At 67.1% G+C, this 23,089-nt stretch carries 18 protein-coding genes; 7 read left to right on the forward strand and 11 right to left on the reverse strand.

What is annotated here, in order from left to right; all coding sequences use genetic code 11:
* Positions 1-42: 42 nt before the first annotated feature.
* The 4 genes from ACWGRX_RS22655 to ACWGRX_RS22670 all read right to left on the reverse strand — a co-directional run bounded on the left by ACWGRX_RS22655 (position 43) and on the right by ACWGRX_RS22670 (position 5,339).
* A complete protein-coding gene (locus ACWGRX_RS22655; protein ID WP_452119407.1) occupies positions 43-1,650 on the reverse strand; it encodes an ABC transporter ATP-binding protein in 1,608 nt (535 codons plus the stop codon).
* Positions 1,650-2,486, reverse strand: coding sequence for an ABC transporter permease (locus tag ACWGRX_RS22660; protein ID WP_291637144.1), 837 nt, complete (start codon positions 2,484-2,486; stop codon positions 1,650-1,652). Before ACWGRX_RS22660 ends, ACWGRX_RS22655 begins: the two co-directional genes overlap by 1 nt.
* A gap of 142 nt (positions 2,487-2,628) precedes the next feature.
* Positions 2,629-3,606 (reverse strand): ABC transporter permease, encoded by a 978-nt coding sequence (locus tag ACWGRX_RS22665; RefSeq protein WP_452119408.1) that lies wholly within the window; start codon positions 3,604-3,606, stop codon positions 2,629-2,631.
* 176 nt (positions 3,607-3,782) lie between these two features.
* Positions 3,783-5,339 (reverse strand): ABC transporter substrate-binding protein, encoded by a 1,557-nt coding sequence (locus ACWGRX_RS22670; RefSeq protein ID WP_452119409.1) that lies wholly within the window; start codon positions 5,337-5,339, stop codon positions 3,783-3,785.
* Between the two features lie 218 nt (positions 5,340-5,557).
* On the opposite strand from ACWGRX_RS22670, the gene ACWGRX_RS22675 reads away from it, so the two are divergent.
* From ACWGRX_RS22675 to ACWGRX_RS22705, 7 genes are all read left to right on the forward strand, one after another.
* Positions 5,558-6,370 carry an IclR family transcriptional regulator gene (locus ACWGRX_RS22675; RefSeq protein ID WP_452119410.1) on the forward strand — a complete coding sequence of 271 codons (813 nt, stop codon included), beginning with the start codon at positions 5,558-5,560 and terminating at the stop codon, positions 6,368-6,370.
* A 42-nt stretch (positions 6,371-6,412) separates the two neighbouring features.
* The gene (locus ACWGRX_RS22680) at positions 6,413-7,327 is read left to right on the forward strand and encodes a LysR family transcriptional regulator (RefSeq protein WP_291637139.1); all 915 of its coding nucleotides are present in this window, start codon (positions 6,413-6,415) and stop codon (positions 7,325-7,327) included.
* A 148-nt stretch (positions 7,328-7,475) separates the two neighbouring features.
* Entirely contained in the window at positions 7,476-9,116 is a 1,641-nt protein-coding gene (locus ACWGRX_RS22685) for a hydantoinase B/oxoprolinase family protein (protein ID WP_452119411.1), read from the forward strand.
* 16 nt (positions 9,117-9,132) lie between these two features.
* The gene (locus tag ACWGRX_RS22690) at positions 9,133-11,199 is read left to right on the forward strand and encodes a hydantoinase/oxoprolinase family protein (RefSeq protein WP_452119412.1); all 2,067 of its coding nucleotides are present in this window, start codon (positions 9,133-9,135) and stop codon (positions 11,197-11,199) included.
* Positions 11,200-11,346: 147 nt separating this feature from the next.
* Entirely contained in the window at positions 11,347-12,390 is a 1,044-nt protein-coding gene (locus tag ACWGRX_RS22695) for a TRAP transporter substrate-binding protein (protein ID WP_452119413.1), read from the forward strand.
* Between the two features lie 189 nt (positions 12,391-12,579).
* Positions 12,580-13,200: a TRAP transporter small permease subunit gene (locus ACWGRX_RS22700; RefSeq protein WP_452119414.1), complete on the forward strand. Its 621-nt coding sequence runs from the start codon at positions 12,580-12,582 to the stop codon at positions 13,198-13,200.
* Positions 13,200-14,486 carry a TRAP transporter large permease gene (locus ACWGRX_RS22705; RefSeq protein WP_452119415.1) on the forward strand — a complete coding sequence of 429 codons (1,287 nt, stop codon included), beginning with the start codon at positions 13,200-13,202 and terminating at the stop codon, positions 14,484-14,486. The genes ACWGRX_RS22700 and ACWGRX_RS22705 overlap by 1 nt, the downstream gene beginning before the upstream one ends.
* A gap of 96 nt (positions 14,487-14,582) precedes the next feature.
* Here ACWGRX_RS22705 and ACWGRX_RS22710 read toward each other — a convergent pair whose 3' ends face one another.
* From ACWGRX_RS22710 to ACWGRX_RS22740, 7 genes are all read right to left on the reverse strand, one after another.
* Entirely contained in the window at positions 14,583-14,924 is a 342-nt protein-coding gene (locus ACWGRX_RS22710) for a hypothetical protein (RefSeq protein ID WP_452119416.1), read from the reverse strand.
* 137 nt (positions 14,925-15,061) lie between these two features.
* Positions 15,062-16,687, reverse strand: a complete 1,626-nt coding sequence (gene phnE, locus ACWGRX_RS22715) for a phosphonate ABC transporter, permease protein PhnE (protein WP_452119417.1) — start codon at positions 16,685-16,687, stop codon at positions 15,062-15,064.
* Positions 16,684-17,472, reverse strand: coding sequence for a phosphonate ABC transporter ATP-binding protein (gene phnC / locus ACWGRX_RS22720; protein ID WP_452119418.1), 789 nt, complete (start codon positions 17,470-17,472; stop codon positions 16,684-16,686). Before phnC ends, phnE begins: the two co-directional genes overlap by 4 nt.
* Positions 17,473-17,492: 20 nt before the next feature.
* A complete protein-coding gene (gene phnD / locus ACWGRX_RS22725) occupies positions 17,493-18,551 on the reverse strand; it encodes a phosphate/phosphite/phosphonate ABC transporter substrate-binding protein (protein ID WP_452119419.1) in 1,059 nt (352 codons plus the stop codon).
* A 98-nt stretch (positions 18,552-18,649) separates the two neighbouring features.
* The gene (locus tag ACWGRX_RS22730; RefSeq protein WP_452119420.1) at positions 18,650-19,747 is read right to left on the reverse strand and encodes an ABC transporter ATP-binding protein; all 1,098 of its coding nucleotides are present in this window, start codon (positions 19,745-19,747) and stop codon (positions 18,650-18,652) included.
* A 2-nt stretch (positions 19,748-19,749) separates the two neighbouring features.
* Positions 19,750-21,465, reverse strand: a complete 1,716-nt coding sequence (locus ACWGRX_RS22735; protein ID WP_452119421.1) for an ABC transporter permease — start codon at positions 21,463-21,465, stop codon at positions 19,750-19,752.
* A 152-nt stretch (positions 21,466-21,617) separates the two neighbouring features.
* On the reverse strand, positions 21,618-22,955 hold the full coding sequence (locus ACWGRX_RS22740) for an ABC transporter substrate-binding protein (protein ID WP_452119422.1): 1,338 nt from the start codon (positions 22,953-22,955) through the stop codon (positions 21,618-21,620).
* Between the last annotated feature and the right edge of the window lie 134 nt (positions 22,956-23,089).

Genomic DNA, 23,089 nt, shown 5'->3' on the forward strand with positions numbered 1-23,089 from the left:
CCTTCGTCATGGTCGGGCTTGTCCCGACCATGACGAGCGTAATTACCGCGCGAACCATTTGCCGCCGGGGACGGCGGCGAGGAGCTGGCGGGTATAGTCGTGCTGGGGCGCGGCGAAGAGCGCCGCCGTCGGGCCGCTCTCGACGATCCTGCCGCGCTGCATCACCGCGATCTTGTCGCAGATCTGCGCGGCGACGCGCAGGTCATGGGTGACGAACAGGATGGCGAGGCCAAGCCGCTGCTGGATGTCCTTGATCAAGGTCAGGATCTGGGCCTGGACGGAGACGTCGAGCGCCGACACCGCCTCGTCGGCGACCAGCACATCGGGCTCCAGGGCGAGGGCCCGGGCGATGCCGATGCGCTGGCGCTGGCCGCCGGAGAATTCGTGCGGGTAGCGGTCGATGGCATTGGCCGAAAGCCCGACCAGCTCGAGCAGCTCCTTCGCCCGAGCCAGCGCCTGGGAACGCGGCGTGCCATGCGCGACCGGCCCGTCCGAGATGATGCGCCCGACGGTCTGGCGCGGGTTGAGCGAGGCGAACGGGTCCTGGAAGACCATCTGGATGCGCTTGCGGTGCTGGCGCAAGGCGGCGGCGCCGAGATCGCTGAGCACGAGGTCACCGAGCGTGATCCTGCCGCCATCGGGCTCGATCAGGCGCAGGCAGCAGCGCCCGACGGTTGACTTTCCGGAGCCGGATTCGCCGACGAGCCCGAGCGTCTCGCCGCGGGCGAGGGTGAAGCTGACATCGTCGGCCGCTTTCACCTCCCGCCCGGGACGGAAGAGGGAGCGCTTGCGGTAGACCTTGCCGAGCTTCTCGACGGTCAGCACCGGCTTACTGTCGGGAAGCGCCGGCCGTTCCGGCGGCGTCAGCGAGGGCACGGCCGCGAGCAGCTTCCGGGTATAGGGATGGCGGGCTGCGCCGAGCACCTGATCGACCGTGCCTTCCTCGACCAGCACACCCTTTTCGAGCACGGCGATGCGGTCGGCGATCTCGGCGACGACGCCCATATCATGGGTGATGAACAGCACGGCGGTGCCGTGCTTGTGGCGGAGATTGTCGATCAGCTTGAGGATCTGGGCCTGCGTCGTCACGTCCAGCGCGGTGGTCGGCTCGTCGGCGATCAGCAGCTTGGGTTCGAGCGCGAGCGCCATCGCGATCATCACGCGCTGGCGCTGGCCGCCGGAAAGCTCGTGCGGATAGGCGCGCGCCAGCCGCTCGGGTTCGGGCAGGCCGACCTCGGTCAAGAGCGCGACGGCTCTCGCATAGCGCTCGGGCTTGCCCAGCAACCCATGGGCCTCGAAGGTCTCGACGATCTGGTCGGCAACCCGCATCACCGGGTTGAGCGAGGTCATCGGCTCCTGGAAGATCATGCCGACCTCGCGGCCGCGCACGCCTTCCATCGCCGCCTCGTCGAGCGAGAGCAGGTCGCGGCCGGCGAGCCGGATCGCACCGCCGGCCGGCTTCACCGCCTTGGGCAGGAGGCCCATCACGGCATGGGCCAGCATCGACTTGCCCGAGCCGGATTCGCCGACGACGCAGAGCGTCTCGCCGGGTGCGATCGAGAGCGTCACGTCCTCGACCGCATAGGGACGGTCGGCGAGGGCGGGGAGGGCGAGCCGCAGCCCTTCGACGGCGAGAGCCGGAGCCACCATCATTCCCGCTCCCGGGCTAGACGCGGATTGAGGGCATCGTTCAGCCCTTCGCCAGCGAGGTTGAGGGCGAGCACGGTGAGGAAGATCGCGAGGCCCGGGAAGAAGCTGATCCACCAGGCGTCGAGCAGCCGGGTCCGCCCGGCGCCGACCATATAGCCCCAGCTCATCAGATTGGGGTCACCGAGGCCGAGGAAGGAGAGCGAGGATTCCAGCAGGATCGCCGAGCCGATCATCAGCGAGCCCATGACGATGATCGGCGCCAGCGTGTTGGGCAGGACCTGGCTGAAGATGATGCGCGGCGTCGACTGGCCGATGGTGACGGCGGCCTGGACATATTCGCGCGTCCGCAGCGAGAGCACCTCGCCGCGCACCAGCCTCGCCACCGGCGGCCAGGAAACGACGCCGATGGCGAGTACGATCGAGCCGAGCTGCGGCTGCAGGATCGCGACCATGACGATGGCGAGGGCGAAGGAGGGGATGGTCTGGAAGAACTCGGTGAAGCGCATCAGGGCGTCATCGACGAAGCCGCCGGCATAGCCGGCGACGGCGCCGAGCGGCACGCCGATCAGGAGGGCGACGAGCGTCGAGACCACGCCGATCATCAGCGAGACGCGGGCGCCATGGACGAGGCCGGAGGCGAGATTGCGTCCGAGCGTGTCGGTGCCGAGCGGGAAGCGCTCCATCACGAAGGGGGCGAGGAAGGGGCGGCCGACCGTGCGCCAGGGCGATTGCGGGTAGAGCCAGGTCGCGAGCAGCGCGAAGGCGATCACGACGAGCAGGATCAGGACGCCGATCAGGGCGCCGCGATTGCGGGCGAAGCGCTTCAGGAAGCTCATGACAGCGCCTCCGCTGCGACCAGACACACGCCGTCATGCGCGGCCTTGCGCCGAGCATCCACGCCTTGCGACGCTGCGGTTGGCTGAAACGAAGACGTGGATGGTCGGGGCAAGCCCGACCATGACGAGGAGGCGGACCGGATCATGATGCTGCCTCGATGCGCGGGTCGACCAGGCGATAGACGAGGTCGGTCAGGATGTTGAAGCCGACGACCATGGCCGAGGAGATGAAGAAGACGCCGAGCAGCACCGAATAATCGCGCTGGACCAGCGCGTCGAACATCAGCCGGCCGATGCCCGGCCAGGCGAAGACGGTCTCGGTCAGGACGGCGCCGCCGACGAGCTGGCCCGCCTGCAGGCCGGCCAGCGTCACCACGGGGAGGATCGCATTGCGTGCGACATGCCGGCGCGAGACGACCGCCGGCGAAAGCCCCTTGGCGCGGGCGGTCTTGACGAAGTCGGCGCCCGCCACTTCCAGCATCGAGGCCCGCATCATCCTGGCATAGAGCGCGGTGAAGAACAGGCCGAGCGTCAGCGCCGGCAGGATGAGGTGGCGGCCGATGTCGAGCGCGCGGGCGAGGCCGGTATAATTCGCGCCGATGGTCTCGTAGCCGACATTGGGAACGAGGCCGAGCTTCAGCGCGAAGGCGATCTGGCTCAGAAGCGCAACCCAGAACAGCGGCGTCGCGTAGAAGACGAGCGCCAGGGTGGTGATCAGGCTGTCCTGCCAGCGGCCGGCGCGGCGGGCGGCGAGCGCGCCCATTAGCGTGCCGAGCCCGAGCGAGACGATGAAGGCGGCGCCGGTGAGCAGCAGGGTCGCCGGCAGGCGCTCGAGGATCAGGTCCAGCACCGGGCGCTGCTGGCGATAGCTGAAGCCGAGATCGAGCGAGGCGTAGCCCTTGAGATAGATCCAGAGCTGCTGGAGCAGCGGCTGGTCGAGGCCGAAGCGCTCGCGCAACTGCTGCAGCAGCACCTCGTCCGCGGCGCCGGCCTCGCCCGCCAGCACCTGCGCGGGGTCGCCGGGCGCGGCCCGGATCAGGAAGAAATTGAGCACCGCGATGGCGAAGAGGACGACGATCCCCTTCGCGAAGCGGCCGGCGAGGAACTGGGGCAGGTTCATTCAGACGATCCGAAGAGACTGGCGATCTGCCGATCGATCGCAGGCCGCGAGGGTCTCACCCGTCATGGTCGGGCTTGTCCCGACCATCCACGTCTTCATTGGTCGAGGGCGGAGTTCAAGACGTGGATGCTCGGCACAAGGCCGAGCATGACGGTACGATGCGGCGGTCGAAGGCATCACTCCTTCCAGGCATCCCGGAAGCCATCGTTCACGCCGACGCCGGTGGTGACGAGGTTCTTGACGTTGCAGCGATAGATGGTCGGGAAATCCATCTCGAGCAGCCAGAGGACCGGCAACTCGTCGGCGAGCAACTTCTGCACCTTCGTATAGAGTTCCTGCCGCTCCTTGTCCGTGGGCGCGATCGCAGCCTCGGCGAAGAGCTTGTCGACCTCCGGATTGGAGTAGCCGCCGACATTGGCGAAGGGATTGCCCTTGGCGATGTTGGACGAGATGTAGCTGCGCGCCACGCCCATTGCGGGGTCGCCGAGCTGGTAGAGGAAGTTGAAGTTGAGATCGAAGTCCCAGTTGCTGGCCTTCTGGGTCCAGCCGGGCACGTCGGTGTTCTCGATCTGAACCTTGACGCCGACATCCTCGAGGTTCTGCTTGATCGCCTCGGACCAGCGGCTCCAGGTCTCGCCATAAGGCAGGTTGAGCAGCTTGATCGTCTCGCCCTTGTAACCGGAGGCCTTGATCAGCTCCTTCGCCTTCTTCGGGTCGAAATCATATTTCGGCACGTCGGCGGAATAGAAGCGCGTCTTCGACGAAATCGGCCCGGTCGGCAGCTTGCCGAGGCCGCCCCAGACCACTTCGCGGCCGAATTCGCGGTCGATCGCGTGCATCAGGCCCTGGCGGAACTGCTTGTTGCCCAAAATGCCGTTGCGGACGTTGGGGGTCAGCCAGGCATGGGGAGCGAACATCTCCCAGCCCTTGGTCGTCATGCAGGTATTGGGCAGCTTGGAGAGGCGGGCGACGTCGTAGACATCGACCGAGCCGCCGGTCAGCACGTCGACCTTGCCGGTCTCGTAGGCGACGGCGCGGGCCGCCGCATCGGGGATGATCTGCCAGTAGATCTCGTCGATGTTCGGCTTGCCCTTCAGCCAGTAGTTCTCGTTCTTGACGAGGTGGATATAGGAGCCCTTCTTCCACTCCTTGAACTTGAACGGGCCGGTGCCGATCGGCGTGTTGTTGGCCGGGTTGGCGCGGTAATCGGTGCCGTCATAGATGTGCTTCGGGATCATCGGCGCCGAAGCGACTTCCTGCGTCATGATCAGCGGCCCGAAGGGCTGCTTCAGCGTGATCCTGACGGTGAGGTCGTCGACCTTCTCGATCTTCTCGACCTGGGCGTTGACGATCGGGCGCCAGCGCGGATGGACCTCGCGCAGGAACTTGTCGAGCGTGAAGACGACGTCGTCGGCGGTGAAGGGCTTGCCGTCATGCCAGGTCACGCCCTCCTGGAGCTTGAAGGTGTAGACCTTGGCGTCGGGCGAGATCTCCCAGCTCTTGGCGAGCGAGGGCTGCGGCTCGAGCTTCTCGTTATAGCGCAGCAGCGATTCATAGATGTTGCCGGCGACCATGTTGGTCGGGCCGTTCTGGTTCAGCCCCTGCATCAGCATCGGCGGCTCGGGCTGGACCACGACATGGACGGTGCCGCCCTTCTTCGGCTCCTGCGCGGTCGCGGCGCCGAGCGCCAGCACCGACACGGCGAGTGCGAGTCCCAATCTCGATACCGTCATCGTCGTTCTCCGTTCCCTTGGCCTGCTCCCGGCAGCAGCAGGCAGCGCTGCCGGGGCGACCTCTGTTTTGACCTGCTCTGCGGCCTGACGGGATCGCACCCGATCACACGCCGATTGGCAAGCTCCGTGCCATTGAAAGCGAGACTCAAAATTCGTGTCAATCTCTGACATGCCGTGTTAATAGGCGACACGGCGAGTGTTCAGGTGGCGGGTGGATCGTGAGCGGAACCGATGGGGCGGGGGGAGATCGGGCAGCGCGCCTGCCGCCGGGTGTTCCGATCGTCAGGGCGGTCGACCGGGCGATAGCGCTGCTACGCGCTTTTCGTCCGGAGCAGCCGCGCCTGGGTCTCAGCGAGCTTTCGCGGCAGGTGGGGCTCGACAAGGGCACGACGAGGCGGCTGCTATCGACGCTGCAGCTCAACGAGCTGGTCGAGCATGACGAGCGCACCCAGACCTATGCTCTGGCGGTCGGGCTCGCCGAGCTCGGCAGCGCCGTCCCGACCGGGCGTGAACTGCGCGATATCGCCGGCCCCTGTCTGACCGAGATCGCCGAGAAAACCGGCGCGACCTCCTTCCTCTGGGTCCATGTCGCCGGGCGTGGTCTCTGCGTCGATCGCGTACGGGCCTCGCTGCCACATGTCGACGCGACCTGGTTCGCGGTCGGGGCGCAGGCGCCCTTGAATTGCGGGGGCGGCCCGCGCGTGCTGCTCGCCTATCTCGATGACGAGCAGCGTCGGCTCGCGCTGTCGATCGAAATGCCCAGGCGTGCACCGGCGAGCCAGACCGATCCCGAACTGCTCTGGCGTGAGGCCGAGCGGATCCGGGCCCAGGGCTGGGAGCTGGCGGCGGACGATTTCTTCATCGGCCTGACCGGGGTGGGTGTGCCGATCTTCGACCGTTCGGGCGCGCTCGCCGGTGCGCTCAGCATTTCGTCGTTAACCTCGATCGTGGCGCCGGACGGTCACCCCGTGCATCTCGAGGCCCTGTTCGATGCGGCCAGGCGGATCGGCAGCAGGCTTCTGCCGGACTGAGCGGACTTGGCGGCTCCGGCGCAGGCCTGTATCAGCCTTGCCATGGAACTGAGGCATCTGCGCTATTTCGTCGTGCTGGCCGAGCAGCGCCATTTCGGCCGCGCCGCCGAGATCCTGCACATGGCGCAACCGCCACTGTCGCAGCAGATCAAGGCGATGGAGGAAGAGCTTCAGGTCACGCTCTTCGACCGTAGCGTGCGCCCGATCGAGCTCACCCCCGCCGGCAAGACGCTGCTGCGCGAGGCCCGCCAGATCCTGCAGCAGATGGCGCGCGCCCAGGCGATGACCAAGCGCGTCGGCCGGGGCCAGGAGGGTAGCCTCGTCATCGGCGTCACCGGCTCGGCGGCGGCGGAGTTCCTGCCGCCGATCCTCGAAGCCTTCTACGAGCGCTGGCCGGATGTGACGTTGTCGCTGCGCGAGATGTCCTCGCCCGCCCAGCTCCTGGCGCTGGAGAAGGGCGAGATCCATCTCGGCTTCGTGCGCCCGCCGATCCTCGACGACACACTCGGCATCCGCCTCGTCCATCAGGAGCCTTTCCTGCTGGCGCTGCCGGAGAGCCACCCATTGGCGGCCTCGCCTGCGGTCCGTCTCGCCGACCTCGCCGGCGCGGCGCTGGTGATCTTCGATCGCGACGAGGCGCCGGGTTTTCGCGACCTGATCATGCATCTGTGCCAGAGCGCCGGCTTTTTCCCGGCGCGCGTCCAGGAGGCGCACCAGATGGTGACGATGCTGGCGCTTGTCGCCGCGCGGGTCGGGGTCGCCCTGGTGCCGCGCTCGGCGAGGCACCTCACCCCTGAGCGCGTCGTGCTCAGGCCGATCCTCGACGACACCCCGCTGATCGAGCTCTACGCCGCCTGGCCGCGCGACCGGCACTCGGTACTGATCGAGGAGTTGCTGGCCGTGATCGACGAGGCGCGTATCACCCAGGCCGTCGATCTCGACCCGACGCCGGTATAGCCGCCGGCCGGCGCGATATGCGTAGCGCTATAATAGGATAGAAACTCGATATTGGACCCTGGTCCGAGCCGGCAACTAGCCTCATCGCGTCGGTGTTGCCTCGATAATCATATCGATCCCAGCGCCTTCGTCGATGAGAGGCCGAGGCGTGAGCAATTCCGTAGATCCGATCACCCGATCCGTCGTCCAGCACCGGCTGATTTCGATCGTCGAGGAAATGGGCGAGGCGATGCTTCGTACCTCCTATTCGCAGATCCTCAACGCGAGCCGCGATTTCTCGATCGGCATCTGCGACCCCCAGAGCCGGCTGATCGCACAGGCCGACCATATCCCGATCCATGTCGGAGCCCTGACCTGGGCGGTGCGCGCCGTCGAGGAGAAGTTCGGCGACGCGGTGCAGCCGGGCGACGTCTACCTGCTCAACGACCCCTATTGCGGCGGCAGCCATCTGCCTGACGTCACCGCCTTCGTGCCGGTCTATGGCGATGGCAGGCGCCTGCTCTGGAGCGTGGTGCGGGCCCATATGGGCGATATCGGCGGCGCGACGCACGGGGCCTACAACCCGCAGGCGACGGAGATCTGGCAGGAAGGCCTGCGAATTCCGCCGATCCGCCTCGCCGAGGCCGGGCGGATGCGCGAGGACATCCTCGACATGCTGGCGCTGAACGTGCGCTTTCCCCGCGATTTCCGCGGCGATCTCGCGGCGATGATCGGCGCGGCCCATCTCGGTGAGAAGCGGATCGGCCGGCTCTTCGCCGATGTCGGCACCGACACGGTCTCCGATGCGATCGAGGCGATCCTCGACGGCGCCGAGCGCCAGTCGCGCGCCATCGTCGAGAGCTGGAAGGACGGCGTCTATCATGGCGAGGCGCTGCTCGACGATGACGGGCGTGGCCGCACCGATATCAAGGTGGTCGCCAAGGTCACCAAGCGGGGCAGCGATCTCGAAATCGATCTGACCGGCAGCGATCCACAGTCGAAGAGCTTCGCCAATTCGCCCCATGCCAACACCCAGGCGGCGGTGGCGATGGCCTTCGCCTATCTCGTCGATGCCGAGATCCCGAAGAATGATGGCTGCTTCCGGCCGCTCTCGGTGAAGCTGAAGCCCGGCACGATCGTCTGCGCCGATAACAATGTGCCGGTGACTTTGTGCACCACCCATCCCGCCAACGAGATTGTCGAGGCGGTGATCCGGGCGCTGAGCCAGGCCTGCCCCGACCGGGCGATGGGCGGCTGGGGACGGCGCTTCCGGATCTCGATTACCGGCGACAACCCGCGCACCGGCAAGCGCTTCATCTGGCACATGTTCCATGCAAGGCCGGGTGGCGGCGGCTCGCCGCGCGGCGATGGCTGGTCGGCGGCAGGCGAATGGCATTCGGTCGGCGGCATCAAGTTCGGCAGCATCGAGGTCGCCGAGGCGCGCTTCCCCTTGCGCTTCGAGAGCCATGAGTTCCGCCCAGGCTCGGGCGGTGATGGCGAGCATCGCGGCGGGCTCGGCACGAGCATGGACCTCGTGGTCGAGGTTCCGGCCTATGCCCATACTGCGGGCGAGGGTGCCAAGCACGGTTCGGCCGGCATGCTCGGCGGCAAGGACGGCGCGCCGCATGACTATCGGATCGTCTCCGGGGACAGCAGCCGTGCCTTGAAGACCAAGGAGTTCGGCATCGGCATTGCGGCCGGCGACCGGCTGGAGATCCGCTCCTCCGGCGGCGGCGGCTGGGGGCCGCCGGAACGGCGCTCCGCCGAAGCGCGCCAGCGCGACATCGACACCGAATTCACGAGCGCCTGAGCGGAGCCCACGCGTCATGACCAAGCTTTTCCGCGTCGGCATCGATGTCGGCGGAACCTTCACCGATCTCGTCGCGATCGACGAGGCCGGCATCACCACCTTCACCAAATCGCCCTCGACGCCGCAGGACCAGTCGATCGGCGTGCTCAATGGTCTCGCCGATCTGGCCGGGCGGGTCGGGCTCGACCTCCCGGGCTTCCTGGCGGCGATCGAGCGTATCGTCCACGGCACCACGGTCGCGACCAATGCGTTGCTCGAAGGCAAGGGCGCCAAGGTCGGCCTGCTGACGACGCAGGGCCATCGCGACGTGCTCGAAATGCGCGAGGGGCTGAAGCCCGAGCGCTACAATCTCCTGCTGCCGCCGCCGGATCCGCTGGTGCCGCGCCAGCTGCGGCGCGGCGTCAAGGAGCGCATCGCCTTCGACGGCAGCGTCTCCGTGCCGCTCGACACGGATTCGCTCGATGCGGAGATCGCGCGGCTGAAGCAGGAGGGCGTGACCTCGGTCGCGGTCTGCTATCTGCATTCCTACCGCAACGCCGCGCATGAGCGCGAGACGGCGCTGGCCGTGGCGCAAGCCCTGCCGGACGCCTTCGTTTCGCTGTCGAGCGAGGTGCTGCCGCAGATCAAGGAATATGAGCGCGTCTCGACGACGGTGGTGAACGCCTATGTCGGTCCGGCGGTGCGCAAATACTTGCAGAGCCTCGAGACGCGGCTGGAGCAGGCGGGCTTTGCCGGCTCGCTCTTCATCATCCTCTCGCATGGCGGCATGGCGCCGCTGCAGGAGGCCGCGCGGCTCGCCGCCGCGACGGTGCTCTCCGGCCCGGCCGGCGGTATTGCCGGCTCGCGCCGCGTCGCAGAACTGATCGAGACCCGCAATCTCGTGCCCTTCGACATGGGCGGCACCAGCACCGACATCTCGCTGATCGAGGATGGCGAGATCGCGCTGTCGGCCGAGCGCGGCCTCGCCGGCCAGCGGATCGCGCTGCGCAGCCTCGACATCGCCAGCATCGGTGCGGGCGGCGGCTCGATCGCCTATGCCGATGCCGGTGGCACCTTCCATGTCGGCCCGCGCAGCGCCGGCTCGGTCCCGGGGCCGGCCTGCTACGGCAATGGCGGGGAGGAGCCGACCGTCACCGACGCGAACGTGCTGCTCGGCTATCTCGGCGCCGAGACTTTCATGGGCGGGCGCCGCAAGCTCGATACAGCAGCGGCTGAAGCCGCCGTCGACCGGCTCGCGGCCCGGCTCGGCATCGACCGGATGCACTGCGCCGCCGGCATCTACCGGCTGATCAATCTGAAAATGGCCGACGGTATCCGCCTGATGACCTTGCGCCGCGGTGTCGACCCGCGCGGCTATACCCTGCTCAGCTTCGGCGGGGCGGCCGGTCTGCACGCTGTCGAGGTGGCGCGCGAGATGGAGATGCGCCGGGTCGTGGTGCCGACGGTCGCCTCGGTGCTCTCGGCCTGGGGCATGCTCGCCAGCGACCTGCGCTACGAGGTCACCCGCAGCCATCTCGGCGACATGGCCCAACTCGACGGCAAGGCGCTGCGGGCCGCCTTCGACAGCCTGGCGGGCGAGGCGACGGCGCATCTGAAGTCCTGGTTCAACGGACAGATCCGGATCGAGCGCTCGGCCGAGATGCGCTATGGCGAGCAGATCTTCGAGGTCGACGTGCCGCTCGACGGACTCGACCTCGACGATGCGGGCGCGATGACCGAACTGGTCGAGCGCTTCCATCGCCGCCATGAGGAACTCTACACCTATTGCTCGCCCGGCCAGGAGGTGGTGCTGGTCAATGCCCGCGTCGCGGCCGTCGGCCTGGTCGAGCCGCCGCGCGACGAGCCGGGCGTCGCCGTTTCCGGCGAGGCGCCGCAGCCGGCGGGTACGCGCCGTGCCTTTTTCGGCGAATGGCGCGAGGTGCCGGTCTTCCGCTTTGAGACGCTGGGCCCCGGCAACGCGGTCGAGGGGCCGGCCATCGTCGAGGCGGAGACCACCACCGTGGTGCTGAATGATGGGGACAAGCTCGGCGTCAACGGGCTCGGCTGGCTCGACATTGCGCTGAAGCCGCGGCCCGGTGCCTGAAACCCGGCGCTTTCGCCGTTTTCGCAGGCATCATATGCGCAGGCTAATAATCGTATACGAACTGGGTATTTGACGATCAAGCTGCTGAAAATTCAAGGTATTTCAGCAGGGAAACCGAAAGCTACAACCAAGAAGAGGGGTCGTGTCATGTCCGTCCTGAACTGGCTCGGAGGAGCCTTCATCACTGCGGCCATGGCCGTAAGCGGCCAGGCCGCCGCGCAGACCAGTCTCAAGGTCGTGGCTCCCTGGTCGAACCTCAATGCCTATGGCAAGGTCGAGCAGCCCTTCTGGTCGAAGACGTTCGGCGAGCTCACCGGCGGGCAGGTCACGGCCCAGGTCACCTCCTATTCGGAGCTTGGACTGTCCGGCGTCGAGCTGCTGCGTCTCGCCAAGCTCGGCGTCTTCGACATCGCCCATATCGTCGTCGGCTATTCGGTGGCGGACGACCCGGTGATCGAGGGGCTCGAGCTCTCGACCCTGATCCAGGACATTCCGACCGGCCAGAAGGCGCTCGACGCCTACCGCCCGGCCGTCGCCGAGACGCTGCTGAAGAAGCACAATCTCGTCCTGCTCGGCGCCTATCCCAATCCGAGCCAGGTGCTCTATTGCCGCGAGCCGGTGAAGAGCCTCGCCGATCTGAAGGGCCGCAAGGTCCGCTTCTACGGCGCCAGCATGAACGACTTCATCTCGGCGGCCGGGGCGGTCGGCGTCAGCGTGCCGCTGGCCGAGGTCGTGCCTTCGCTGCAGCGCGGCGTGGTCGATTGCGGCATCACCGGCACGCTGACCGGCTATTCGTTCAAATGGCCGGAGGTGACCAAGAACCTCTACACCATGCGCTTCGGCTGGGGCCTGACCCTGATCGCCGCCAGCAAGGCGAAGTGGGATGCGCTGCCCAAGGATCGCCAGGAGGCGACGCGCAAGGCCGTCGGCACGCTGGAGCAGGAACTCTGGGCGCTGGCCGCCTCCGATGACAAGGCCGGCGTCGACTGCAACACCGGCCGCGCTGCCTGCCCCTATGGCGCCCCTGCCGCCATGGCGCTGGTCGAGCCCTCGGCCGCCGACGAGGCCGAGCGCAAGCGCATCCTCCAGGATGTCGTGCTGAAGAAGTGGGCGGGCCGCTGCGACAAGGCCTGCGTCGAGCAGTGGAACGCCACGGTCGGCAAGGTCGCCGGCGTCACCGCGGCTCCCTGATCGCGATCTCGCCCGGCGCGTCAGGCGCCGGGCGAGATCGTTTGTCGGAGCCGGCAAGCGGGCATTGCCAGAGGGGCCGCAATACGGTCTTTCGTCTTGGCGCCAGCCGTGCGGTTCGCACGGCTCCGCAAATCGCATCGCAGTGCCTTTGCCCCGATGCGAGCCCAATCAGCGCGAGGGAAGAGAGTGATGGATCCGGTGACGCGCCCGCAGGGGCGAGAGGGCGGTGCGCTGGGCCGGCTGGACGATGCCTTGCGCCGCAGCGCGCGGGCGATGCTGCTGGTCGCGGGCTGGGGCCTGCTGCTGCTCGGCATGCTGGTCGCGGTCGACGTCGCGGCGCGCAACACGATCGGCCGCAATATCGGCGGCGTCGACGAGATCGCCGGCTACATCTTCGCCATCGGGATCTCCTGGTCGCTGACCGAGGCCTTCTACGCCCGCAGCCATGTCCGGATCGATTTCCTCTACCAGAAGGCGCCGCGCGGCCTGCGCGCTCTGCTGGACGTTTCATCGATCCTGGCGCTGGGCTTCGCCGCCGCCTTTCTCGCCTTCAGCGGCTGGCTGGTGGTGTCCGGTTCCTGGGGCATGAGCTCGCGTTCGGCCAGCGTGCTGCAGGTGCCGCTGGTCATTCCGCAACTGCTCTGGTTCGCCGGGATGCTCGTCTTCCTGGCTGCGCTGCTGGTGTCCTCGCTTCAGGCCTGCCTTGCCCTCGCGGCCGGGCGGTATCCTGAGCTGGCGGCACGCTTCGGCATCATGTCGGCTTCGGAAGAGGCCCAGGAAGCGCTCGGCGCCCGCGAGGAGAAAGCCTGATGCTCGCCAATGCCTCGCTGCTCCTGGCCATTCTGATCGGCGCTAGCCTGCCGATCGCCGCGACGCTGATCATCTGCGCGCTGCTGCTCAGTGCGATCTATTCGCCGCTGCCGCTGTTCCTGGCGGCCTCCGAGATCTTCTGGAAGGTCTCGACCGAGTTCACCCTCACCAGCGTGCCCCTCTTCATCTTGCTCGGCGAGATCCTGCTGCGGGCAGGCATCGCGGAGCGCATGTACGGCGCCGTCGCGCTCTGGCTCAACCGCCTGCCCGGCGGGCTGCTGCATGCCAATATCGGCGCCTCGACCCTGTTCGCCGCCACCTCCGGCTCCAGCGTCGCGACCGCGGCGACGATCGGCACTGTGGCGCTGCCCGAGGTACGCCGGCGCGGCTACAATGAACGCCTCTTCCTCGGCAGCCTCGCCGCCGGTGGCACGCTCGGCATCCTGATCCCGCCCTCGATCCACCTGATCATCTACGGGATGATCACCAACACCTCGGTGCCGAAGCTCTATCTCGCCGCGGCCATTCCAGGGCTGTTGCTGGCGGCGTTGTTCTCATTGATCATCGTCGTGATCTGCATGGCCAAACCCGGTTTCGGCGGCGAGCCGATCAGGGCGACCTGGCGCCAGCGCTTTACCAGCCTGGTCGATCTCGTCCCGATCCTACTGCTCTTCCTCGTCGTCATCGGCTCGATCTATGCCGGCTTCGCGACCCCGACCGAGGCGGCCTCGCTCGGCCTCGTCTTCGCGGTGGTGCTCGCCTGGTGGTATGGCAAGCTCTCGCTGGCGCTGCTGCATGAAAGCTTCATCGGCGCGATGAAGGCGACGGCGATGATCATGCTGATCGTGCTCGCCTCCTATTTCCTCAATTTCGTGCTCTCGGTGATCGGGCTGTCGCAGCAGCTGACCAGCTTCATTTCCGGGCTCGGCCTGTCGCCGCTGCAGACCATGCTGGTGATCATCGCCTTCTTCGTGGTGCTCGGTTGCTTCCTGGAATCGCTGTCGATGCTGGTGACGATCACGCCTCTGGTCGCGCCGATCGTGATCGGCCTCGGCTACGACCCGATCTGGTTCGGCGTGATCCTGACGATCCTGCTCGAGCTGGCGCTGATCACCCCGCCGGTCGGCATCAATCTCTACGTCGTCCAGGCGATCCGCGGCCGTGGCAGCATCCAGGACGTCATCGCCGGTTCGTTGATCTTCGTCGTCAGCATGTTCGCGCTGATCGGGCTGCTGCTGGCCTTCCCCGAGATCGCGATGTGGCTGCCGACGCATTACGGCGATTAGAAGAGCTGCTCTTCGGTTCGCACCGACATCTTCCGTCCTCCCGGGCCGGGCCCGGGAGGACGTTTCGTTTCTGGCACCCCTGTGTCCGTCTCAGTCTCAGCCCGCACGGCAGGCGATGCGGCTGACCCTTGCACGCTCCTCGCCATAGGTCGCGACTTCGATCGTCACGGCGCCGCGGCGCCAGAGAAAGAGGCAGGGCGCCACGCCCGTGCCGGCGCAGGCGAACATTTCCGGCCGGCCGGCGCAGCGCCTGTCGCCCGGTCGGCACTGATCGGCGCCCGGAAGGTGCAGTGGTGCCCAGCCCTGGGCCAGCAGCGCCTTGCGAGCCCGGCCATAGTCCTGTCCCTTTGGAAATCTCGGCAGCGCAGCCATGGCGCTGGCGCTGGCGCAAAGAGCGAGCAGCGCAGCCAGAGACAGGACAAAACGCGTGGCGGGCAACGGCCTGTCCTCCGGCGCGGCGGCCTTCGCCTGCGTCCGCCCGCGCCCAGCAATAGCCGGGTTCGCGCCCTGGCGCGATGCCGGCCCGGACGCGAAGCCCGGGCGCGGCGATATCGTGGCCGATGACGAGCCCGGGGTCAGATGACGCGGGCGCGGATCACCGAGGTGACGAGCTCGGTCGCGACGACGACGGCGAAGATCACCACGAGGACGAGGCCGACCTGGTCCCAGTAGAGATTGTCCATCGCCGCCTGGAGCGCGACGCCGAGGCCGCCGGCGCCGACCAGGCCGAGCACGGCGCTCTCGCGGACATTGATGTCCCAGCGGAACAGGCTGACGGCCAGGAAGGCCGGCTTCACCTGCGGCCAGAAGCCCTTGAGCAGCACGGCGCGGCGGGGTGCCCCGGCGGCGCGCAGCGCCTCGATCGGGCCGGGCTTGGCCTCCTCGATCGCCTCGGCCAGGAATTTCCCGGTGAAGCCGATCGAGTGGACGGCGACCGCCATCACGCCGGCGAGCGCGCCGGGACCGAAGACCGCGACGAAGAGCAGGGCCCAGACCAGGGTGTGGACCGAACGGGTCGCGACCAGGATGAAGCGGCCGAGCGTGTTGACCCAGACCGAAGAGGAGACGTTCCTGGCGCACATCAGCGCGACCGGCGTCGCCAGAAGGATCGCCAGGATGGTTCCAAGCGTGGCGGTGTGCAGCGTCTCGACCAAGGCCGTCTGCACCGTGCTGGCATAGTAGCTCCAGTCGATCGGCCACATCCGGGCGAACAGGTCGACCGTCTGCTGGGGCGCGTCGTAGAGGAACTCCGGGATGATCTCGATGGTCTGGAACGACCAGCCGAGCGCCAAAGCGGCGATGCCCCAGAAGGCGAGCCGCAGCGTCCGCTCCGTGGTGGTGAAGCGGTGCCAGACCATGCCGGAGGGGCCGCGCTTGACCTCGCCCGTCGGCGCCTCGTCCTGGTAGATTCGGCGCATGAAGGCCGAGAGCACCTCGCCCGCCATCACGGCCGCGATGATCGCGATGATGATGGTCAGCACGAAGTCATAGTCGAAGCGCTGGAAGGCGGTGAACAGGGTCGCACCGATGCCGCCGCCGCCGACCAGACCGACCAGCGCCGAGTTCCTGAGATTGGAATCGAGCTGATAGGCGGCAAAGCCGATGAAGCGCGGCAGGACCTGCGGCACCACGCCCATCACCACGACCGAGAGGAACGGCGCGCCGGCGGCGCGCAGCGCCTCGATCGGCTTCATCGACATTTCCTCGATCGCCTCCGCGATCAGCTTGGCAATGAAGCCGAGCGTCGCGACGATCAGCGCGAGGATGCCGGCGAGCGCACCGAAGCCGACCGCCTTGACGAACAGGATCGCGACGATGACCGGATGGAAGGTGCGGCAGAGCGCGATCACCCCCCGCGCCGCCACCGTTACCGGCAGCGGCATCAGGTTGCGGGCGGCAAACAGGCCGAGCGGCAAAGCGAGGAGAACGCCGGCGCCGGTCGCGATGATCGCGATCTGCAGCGATTCCAGCATGCCGTCCAAGAGCAGCTGCATCTTGTCGGCTGCGGTGTTGGGCGGGAACATCCGGCCAAGGAAACGGGCACCGTTGTCGAGGCCCTGGACGAAACGCTCCCAGCGAATGTCCAGGATCTGCGCGGCATAGGCGACATAGGCCAGGAACAGCAGGGCGCCGATGCGCAAGGGCCAGTTCGGCGGAAAGGCGCGGCTGCGCAGGCTGCCGGTGGCGGGAAGCGCGCTCATTCCATCCAGCCTTCGCCGCCATAGATCTCGGCGAGATGGGAATCCTGCAGGCCCTCCGGCGGACCGTCATAGACGATCAGGCCCTTCGACATGCCGATGATGCGCCGGGCGAAACGCTTCGCCAGCGCGACATTGTGGATGTTGACCAGGACCGGGATCGAGCGCTCGCGGCCGACCTCGGCGAGCAGCTCCATGATCTCGACCGAGGTTTTCGGATCGAGCGAGGAGGTCGGCTCGTCGGCGAGGACGAGATCCGGTTCCTGCATCACGGCGCGGGCGATGCCGACGCGCTGGCGCTGGCCGCCGGAGAGCTGGTCGGCCCGGCGCGTCGCGAAATCGCCGAGCCCGACGGATTCGAGCAAAGCGAAGGCGCGGGCGATGTCGGCCTCCGGGAAACGCCGGGTCCAGCTGCGCCAGACCGGGACGTAGCCGAGCCGGCCGCAGAGCACGTTCTCGATCACGGTCAGCCGCTCGACGAGATTGTACTCCTGGAAGACCATGCCGAGGCGGCGCCGCGCCTGGCGCAGCGCATCGCCCTGGAGCTTCGCCAGATCGACGCCGTCGAGCATGATCGAGCCCGAGGTCGGGTCGACCAGCCGGTTGATGCAGCGGATCAGTGTCGACTTGCCGGTGCCGGACGGGCCGATGATGGCGACGGTACCGGGCTCGTCGATGGTGAGGGAGATATCACGCAGGACGGGCTGGCCGGCCCGGTATTCCTTGACGAGATTGCGGATGATCAGCGTCCGGCAAGTGCCGGACGCTTCGTTTGGCAGGACGCTCATGAGATGCGGCTGCTTTCCGATCAGGGAGCCTTGGCCGGCGCGGGCTGCGCCTTCTTCTTGGCAGCGGCATCGGCCTCGCGCTTCGACTCGGCGTCGTAGGCGGACTTATTGTAGGGCGTGCCCGACTTCTCGGCGACGTCGCGCACGATCGCCCAGTCCTTCTGGTAGGTGATCGGCAGGAAGCGGTCGTCGCCGTTGAACTCCTTGGTCATCTCCGGAGTGAAGCGGAAGGAGAAGAAGCAGTCGGTCAGCTTCTTGGCGAGCTCGGGCTTCAGATCGTGCGCATAAGCGAAGGAGGAGGTCGGGAACACGGCGCTGCGGTAGATCTCGCGCGTGTCGTCCTTCTTGATCGTGCCGCGCACGATCATCCGCTCATAGACGTCACCGGCGACGGCGCCCATGTCGTAGTCGCCCGAGACGACGCCGAGGATCGACTTGTCGTGCCCGCCGGACATCAGCGGCTTGTAGTCCTTCTCGGCTTCGAGCCCATGCTCGGGGAAGAGCACGCGCGGGGCGAGATTGCCCGAGTTGGATGAGGGCGAGGTGTGGGCGACCTTCTTGCCCTTGAGGTCGGAGAGCTTCTGGTAGGGGCTGTCCTTCTTGACGACGGCGACGAGGTTGTAGCCGCGCACGCCGGCCTCGGAGCCCTTGGCGGCGAAGGGGATCGCGCCGGCGAGATTGACGGCAAAGCCCGTCGGACCGGTCGAGAAGCCGGCGAAATGCAGGCGCCCGGACCGCATAGCCTCGATCTCGGCCGAGTTGGACTGGACGGGGTAATAGACGATGCGCTTGCCGGTGCAGGTCGCGAGATGGTCGGTCAGCGGCTTGAAGATGTTGGCATAGACCGCGGGGTCCTCGACCGGCGTATAGGCCCAGACCAGCGCCGAGGGGTCCTTCAGCTTGGAGGCATCGGTCGGGACGTCGGCGACGAGATCATTGTTCGCATCGCAGTAATTGGTGTCGAGCTGGCCGCGGTTCGGGCAGGAATCCTGCGCCTGGGCGGGGGCGGCGACGACGGTCGCGAGGGCGAGGGCCAGCGGCGCGACCGTGGCGAAGCAAGCGGATTTCAGGTTGAACAAGGCGTCTTCACTCCCTTTCGACGAAGCTCCACTCGAGGAAGCCTTGTCGGTACTATGTGACACAAAACCGTCACAATCCAGTCATGCGGCAAAGACCATCAGCCGGCAAGCCACATCAAAGCGTGCCGCGGCAGGGTCAAAGTCGCGTCGCTGCCAATCTCGTGGAGGTCCGCGCCGGACTGGAAAGGCAGGTCGACGGAGACCTCCGCATTGCCGATCCGGGCGCCGTAGCGGACGCTCGCCCCGAGGAATTCGCGATGGACGATCCGGCAGGGCAGGGCGATCAGCCCGGGGGCGGCAGCACCCGCGGCCAGCAGGTTGGCGTGCTGCGGACGGAAGACCAGCCGGGCGCCTTCCGGCATTTTGCGATCGGCCGGGATCGGCAGCGAAAAGCCGCCCTCTATCGCGAAGCTACGCGCCGCGCCGGCGCCGGTGACCTTGCCTTCCAGGATGTTCGCCGTTCCCAGGAAGTTGGCGACGAACAGGTTCGCGGGACGCTCATAGAGCTCCATCGGCGTGCCGACCTGCTGGACCACGCCGTCGCTCATCACGGCGATGCGGTCGCAGATCGTGTTGGCCTCCTCCTGGTCGTGAGTGACGAAGATCGTCGTCAGCCCGAGGCGCTGCTGCAGGTCGCGCAGCTCGCGGCGGACCTGCACGCGCATCTTGGCGTCGAGATTGGAGAGCGGCTCGTCGAGCAGCAGCACTTTGGGCTCGACCGCGACGGTGCGGGCGACGGCGACGCGCTGCTGCTGGCCGCCGGAGAGCTGGGAAGGCCGCCGGTCGGCGAGATGGGCGAGCCCGACCAGCCCGAGCGCGGCCTCGACGCGGCGCTCGACCTCGGCGCGCTTCACGCCGCGCTCCTCGAGCCCGAAGGCGACGTTGCGGCGAACCGTCATATGCGGCCAGAGTGCATAGGACTGGAAGACCATGCCGACATCGCGCTTCCAGGGCGGCAGGTCGGTGATCTCCTTGCCGCCGATCCGGACATGGCCGGTATCGGCCTGGTTGAACCCGGCGATCAGGCGCAGCAACGTGGTCTTGCCGCAGCCTGAGGGGCCCAGGAAGGCGAAGAACTCGCCCGGCTGGATCGCGAGGCTGACATCCTTCAGCACATGATTGGTGCCGTAGGACAGATTGACGCCTTCGATGTCGACGGAGACGGCCGGCGTGGTCAGTGAGACGTTTGCGTTCATGGTCAGTGGCCCATTCCCTTGGCCTTCTGGCTGCGTTCGATGATGAGATGCGAGATGAAGGTGCAGGCGGCGACGAGGAGGACCGCGACGACGCCGAGCGCGGCGCCGGGCCCCCGGCCGGCGGCCGATTGCATGAAGACATAGAGTCCGTAGGCGAGCGGCGCGTCGGAGTTCGATTGCACCAGCATCAGCGTCGCCGAAAGCTCGACCGCGGCGGTCGAGAACGAGGTGACGAAGCCGGCGAGGATGCCGCCGGCCATCAGCGGCACGACGATGCGGCGCACGGTGCGCGACTTGGTCGCCCCGAGATTCTCCGCAGCTTCCTCGAGGGAGACCGAGATCTGCTGGAGCGCCGCATAGCAGGCGCGCAGCGCATAGGGCAGGCGCCTTATGGCGAGCGCCAGCACGATGGTGATCCAGAGCGACGCCAGCGGCGTGCCGTCAGGCAGGGTCACGCCGTAGAAGGTCCTGAGATAGCCGATGCCGAGCACGACGCCGGGGATGGCGAGCGCGGCCGTGGCCATCCAGTCCAGCCATTCGCGCCCGACGAGCTTGGTGCGCAGGACGAGATAGGCGATGGCGACGCCGAGCACGATGTCGATGCCGCCGGCGAGTGTGGCATAGATCAGCGTGTTCTTGATGTAGATCGAGCTCTCGCCGAAGACGCGGCCGTAATGGGCGATGGTGAAGGCGTCGGGCAGGGGCGAGTACGACCAGATCGTGGCGAAGGAGAGCAGCAGCAGGCCCATATGCGGAGCCAGCACCAGCGCCAGGATCAGGAAGACGGTGCCATAGCCGAACACGGCCTCCCAGCGCGTCATCTCGCGCTTGGCGAGACCGCCGCCGCCGCGCTGGGTGGTGGCGTAGTCGCGCCCCTTCAGCGCCCGCGCCGAAAGCCACATGGCGGTGACCGAGGCGACGATCAGCACGACCGAGATGACATAGCCCATCGGGTCGGCGATGCCGATCGAGGTGACGCGTAAATAGGCCTGCGGCGCCAGCATGTCCTTGACGTTGAGCAGGAGCGGGGTCGCGAGGTCGTCGAAGACCTTGACGAAGACCAGCGAGGCGCCGGCGAGATAGCCGGGCATGGCAAGCGGGAAGACGATGCGCCGGAAGAGCCGGAAACCCGAGGAACCGAGGTTCTGCGCGGCCTCTTCCATGGCGCGGTCGATATTGCGCAGGGCCGCCGAGAGGTTGATCAGGATGAACGGAAAATAGTGGACCGACTGGACGAAGATGACGCCGTTCAGCCCTTCCATGAAATCGATCTTGAAGCCGAACCAGTCGTCGAGCAGCAGGTTGATCGAGCCGTTGCGGCCGAAGAAGAGCTGCATCGCGACCGCGCCGACGAAGGGCGGCATGATCAGCGGCAGGAAGCCGAGGGTCTGGACGATGGCGGCGCCGCGGAAGACGAAGCGCGTGGTCAGGTAAGCCAGCGGCAGGGCGAAGACCGAAGCCCAGACCACCGACATCGCCGAGACGTAGAAGGAGTTCCACAACGAGCGCATGAACAGCTCGGTGCGGAAGAAGTCGTAGAAGTTCACCAGTGTGAAGTTCGAGGTGCCCTTCTCGGTGAAGGCGACGTAGATCACCGTCGCCACCGGCAGTACCAGGAACATCAGCAGAAAGGCGGCGATGGCGAGCGCGAGCGCGATCTGGCCGGGTGTTGCCGCCAGGCGTCGGGCGCGGGGAGCCGAGGTCGGGATTGCGGTCATGGTGATCCTGATCGTCGACAAAAGGGCGCAGCGTCACCCGGGCCGCAGCCGCGCGGGCCAGCCGGGAGCCAGCGCTGCTTGCGGCGCCGGGTTGGACCCCGGACCCGTGCGGCTCTGCCGCGGGTCCGGGGTGACGTTGCGGTTCGAGGGCCTTACTTGGCGGCCTTGAGCGCTTCTTCCGCCTTGACCTTGGCCTTGGCGTAGTTCTCGCGGGCGAAGCTCGCCCATTGCGCCTCGACCTCGGCCTGGCGCGCGCCCTTTTCCTTGCCGCCGGTGAAGGCGGCGCGCAGCTCGGGGCTCGAGGCCTGGATCTGCGTCACGGGGAGCGCGGCGATCAGGGCGCGGGCCTCGTCGGCAAGCGCCTTGGCCTGCGGGTTTGGCTTCTTGGCGAGTGCGGCATCGACCTCGTGCAGCGTCTTGGTGACGCCCTTCAGCGCATCGAGCTGGAAGGAGATCAGCTGGTCGAACAGCGTGTCGACCACGGCGGTGCGGGCCTCCGACTTGTCGACGTCGAAGCCGATCATCTTCTGGAAACGCGGATCGGTGAAGGGGTTGGGATAGTCGGCGCCGGCCTTGGCGTAGACAGCCGGATTGACCGGCAGGCGACGGATGCCGGGCTCGAGCAGCACTTCCTGGCCGGTCGGGGAGAGCAGGAACTCGATGAAGGCCTCGGCGGCCGCCTTGTTCGGCGGGTTGGCGACGATGCCGACATTGGCCGGGACGACGGTGGTCACGCTCGGATAGACGAACTTGACCGGGAAGCCCGAGGCCTGCGCCGAGAGGGCGAAGAAGTCGATGACGATGCCGACGCCGACCTGCCCGGAATTGACCGCCTCCGGCACGCCGAAGGAACGCTCGGTGATCGAGCGGAAATTGCCGGCCATGTTCTTGATGGTGCGCCAGCCATTCTCCCAGCCTTCGCCCTGGAGGATGGTTTCGATCGTCAGATGCGTGGTGCCCGAGCGGGCGGGCGAGGCGATCGAGACATGGTCGTAGAAGACCGGCTTGGCGAGGTCCTGCCAGTCCTTCGGCTCGGGCAGCTTGTTGGCCTTGGCGTAGCGGTCATTCCACATGATGCCGTAGCCCGAGGCCGCGAAGCCGAAATAGAAGCCCTGCGGGTCGTTGATCGGATATGAGCCGATCTTCTCGGGGATGCCGGTGGCCTTGGGCTTGTAGGCGGTGAGCAGCTTCTTGCCCTTCAGCACCTCGAAGGCGTCCGGCGCCGAGGCCCAGAACAGGTCGACCTGGTTGTTGGCCTTGGTCTCCTCGACATATTTCACACCGGCATTGGTGTTGCGGTTCTGGACCTCGAGGGTGACGCCGGGAACCGCCTTCTCGAAGGCCTTCTTGATGGGGTCGGTGACGTCCTTGGAGAAGGAGGTGACGACGGTGACCTTGCCTGCGGGCGCCTGGGCGATGGCGATGGTCGCGAACGAGGCGCTCAGCGAAAGACCGAGGGTGGCCGCCAGTGCGGCTCTGCGATTGAGCATGGTTTCCTCCAGGACAATTTCTTCAGTTCGACCTCGAGGCCGATGCATCCTGGACAGCAACTGCGATGCCAACCGCCGCTGCCTTTGAAACCATTCAGGAATCCGGCGGGAGGTTACCGGGCGGGCCCGATAAC

Source organism: Allobosea sp. NPDC055594 (genome assembly GCF_053618995.1).

Coding starts and splice junctions, on each gene's coding strand:
- ACWGRX_RS22695 (WP_452119413.1), top strand. CDS start 11,347: ATGTCCGTCCTGAACTGGCTCGGAGGAGCCTTCATCACTGCGGCCATG.
- ACWGRX_RS22655 (WP_452119407.1), bottom strand. CDS start 1,650: ATGGTGGCTCCGGCTCTCGCCGTCGAAGGGCTGCGGCTCGCCCTCCCC.
- ACWGRX_RS22735 (WP_452119421.1), bottom strand. CDS start 21,465: ATGACCGCAATCCCGACCTCGGCTCCCCGCGCCCGACGCCTGGCGGCA.
- ACWGRX_RS22730 (WP_452119420.1), bottom strand. CDS start 19,747: ATGAACGCAAACGTCTCACTGACCACGCCGGCCGTCTCCGTCGACATC.
- ACWGRX_RS22740 (WP_452119422.1), bottom strand. CDS start 22,955: ATGCTCAATCGCAGAGCCGCACTGGCGGCCACCCTCGGTCTTTCGCTG.
- ACWGRX_RS22660 (WP_291637144.1), bottom strand. CDS start 2,486: ATGAGCTTCCTGAAGCGCTTCGCCCGCAATCGCGGCGCCCTGATCGGC.
- ACWGRX_RS22680 (WP_291637139.1), top strand. CDS start 6,413: ATGGAACTGAGGCATCTGCGCTATTTCGTCGTGCTGGCCGAGCAGCGC.
- ACWGRX_RS22700 (WP_452119414.1), top strand. CDS start 12,580: ATGGATCCGGTGACGCGCCCGCAGGGGCGAGAGGGCGGTGCGCTGGGC.
- ACWGRX_RS22705 (WP_452119415.1), top strand. CDS start 13,200: ATGCTCGCCAATGCCTCGCTGCTCCTGGCCATTCTGATCGGCGCTAGC.
- phnE (WP_452119417.1), bottom strand. CDS start 16,687: ATGAGCGCGCTTCCCGCCACCGGCAGCCTGCGCAGCCGCGCCTTTCCG.
- ACWGRX_RS22670 (WP_452119409.1), bottom strand. CDS start 5,339: ATGACGGTATCGAGATTGGGACTCGCACTCGCCGTGTCGGTGCTGGCG.
- ACWGRX_RS22690 (WP_452119412.1), top strand. CDS start 9,133: ATGACCAAGCTTTTCCGCGTCGGCATCGATGTCGGCGGAACCTTCACC.
- phnC (WP_452119418.1), bottom strand. CDS start 17,472: ATGAGCGTCCTGCCAAACGAAGCGTCCGGCACTTGCCGGACGCTGATC.
- ACWGRX_RS22665 (WP_452119408.1), bottom strand. CDS start 3,606: ATGAACCTGCCCCAGTTCCTCGCCGGCCGCTTCGCGAAGGGGATCGTC.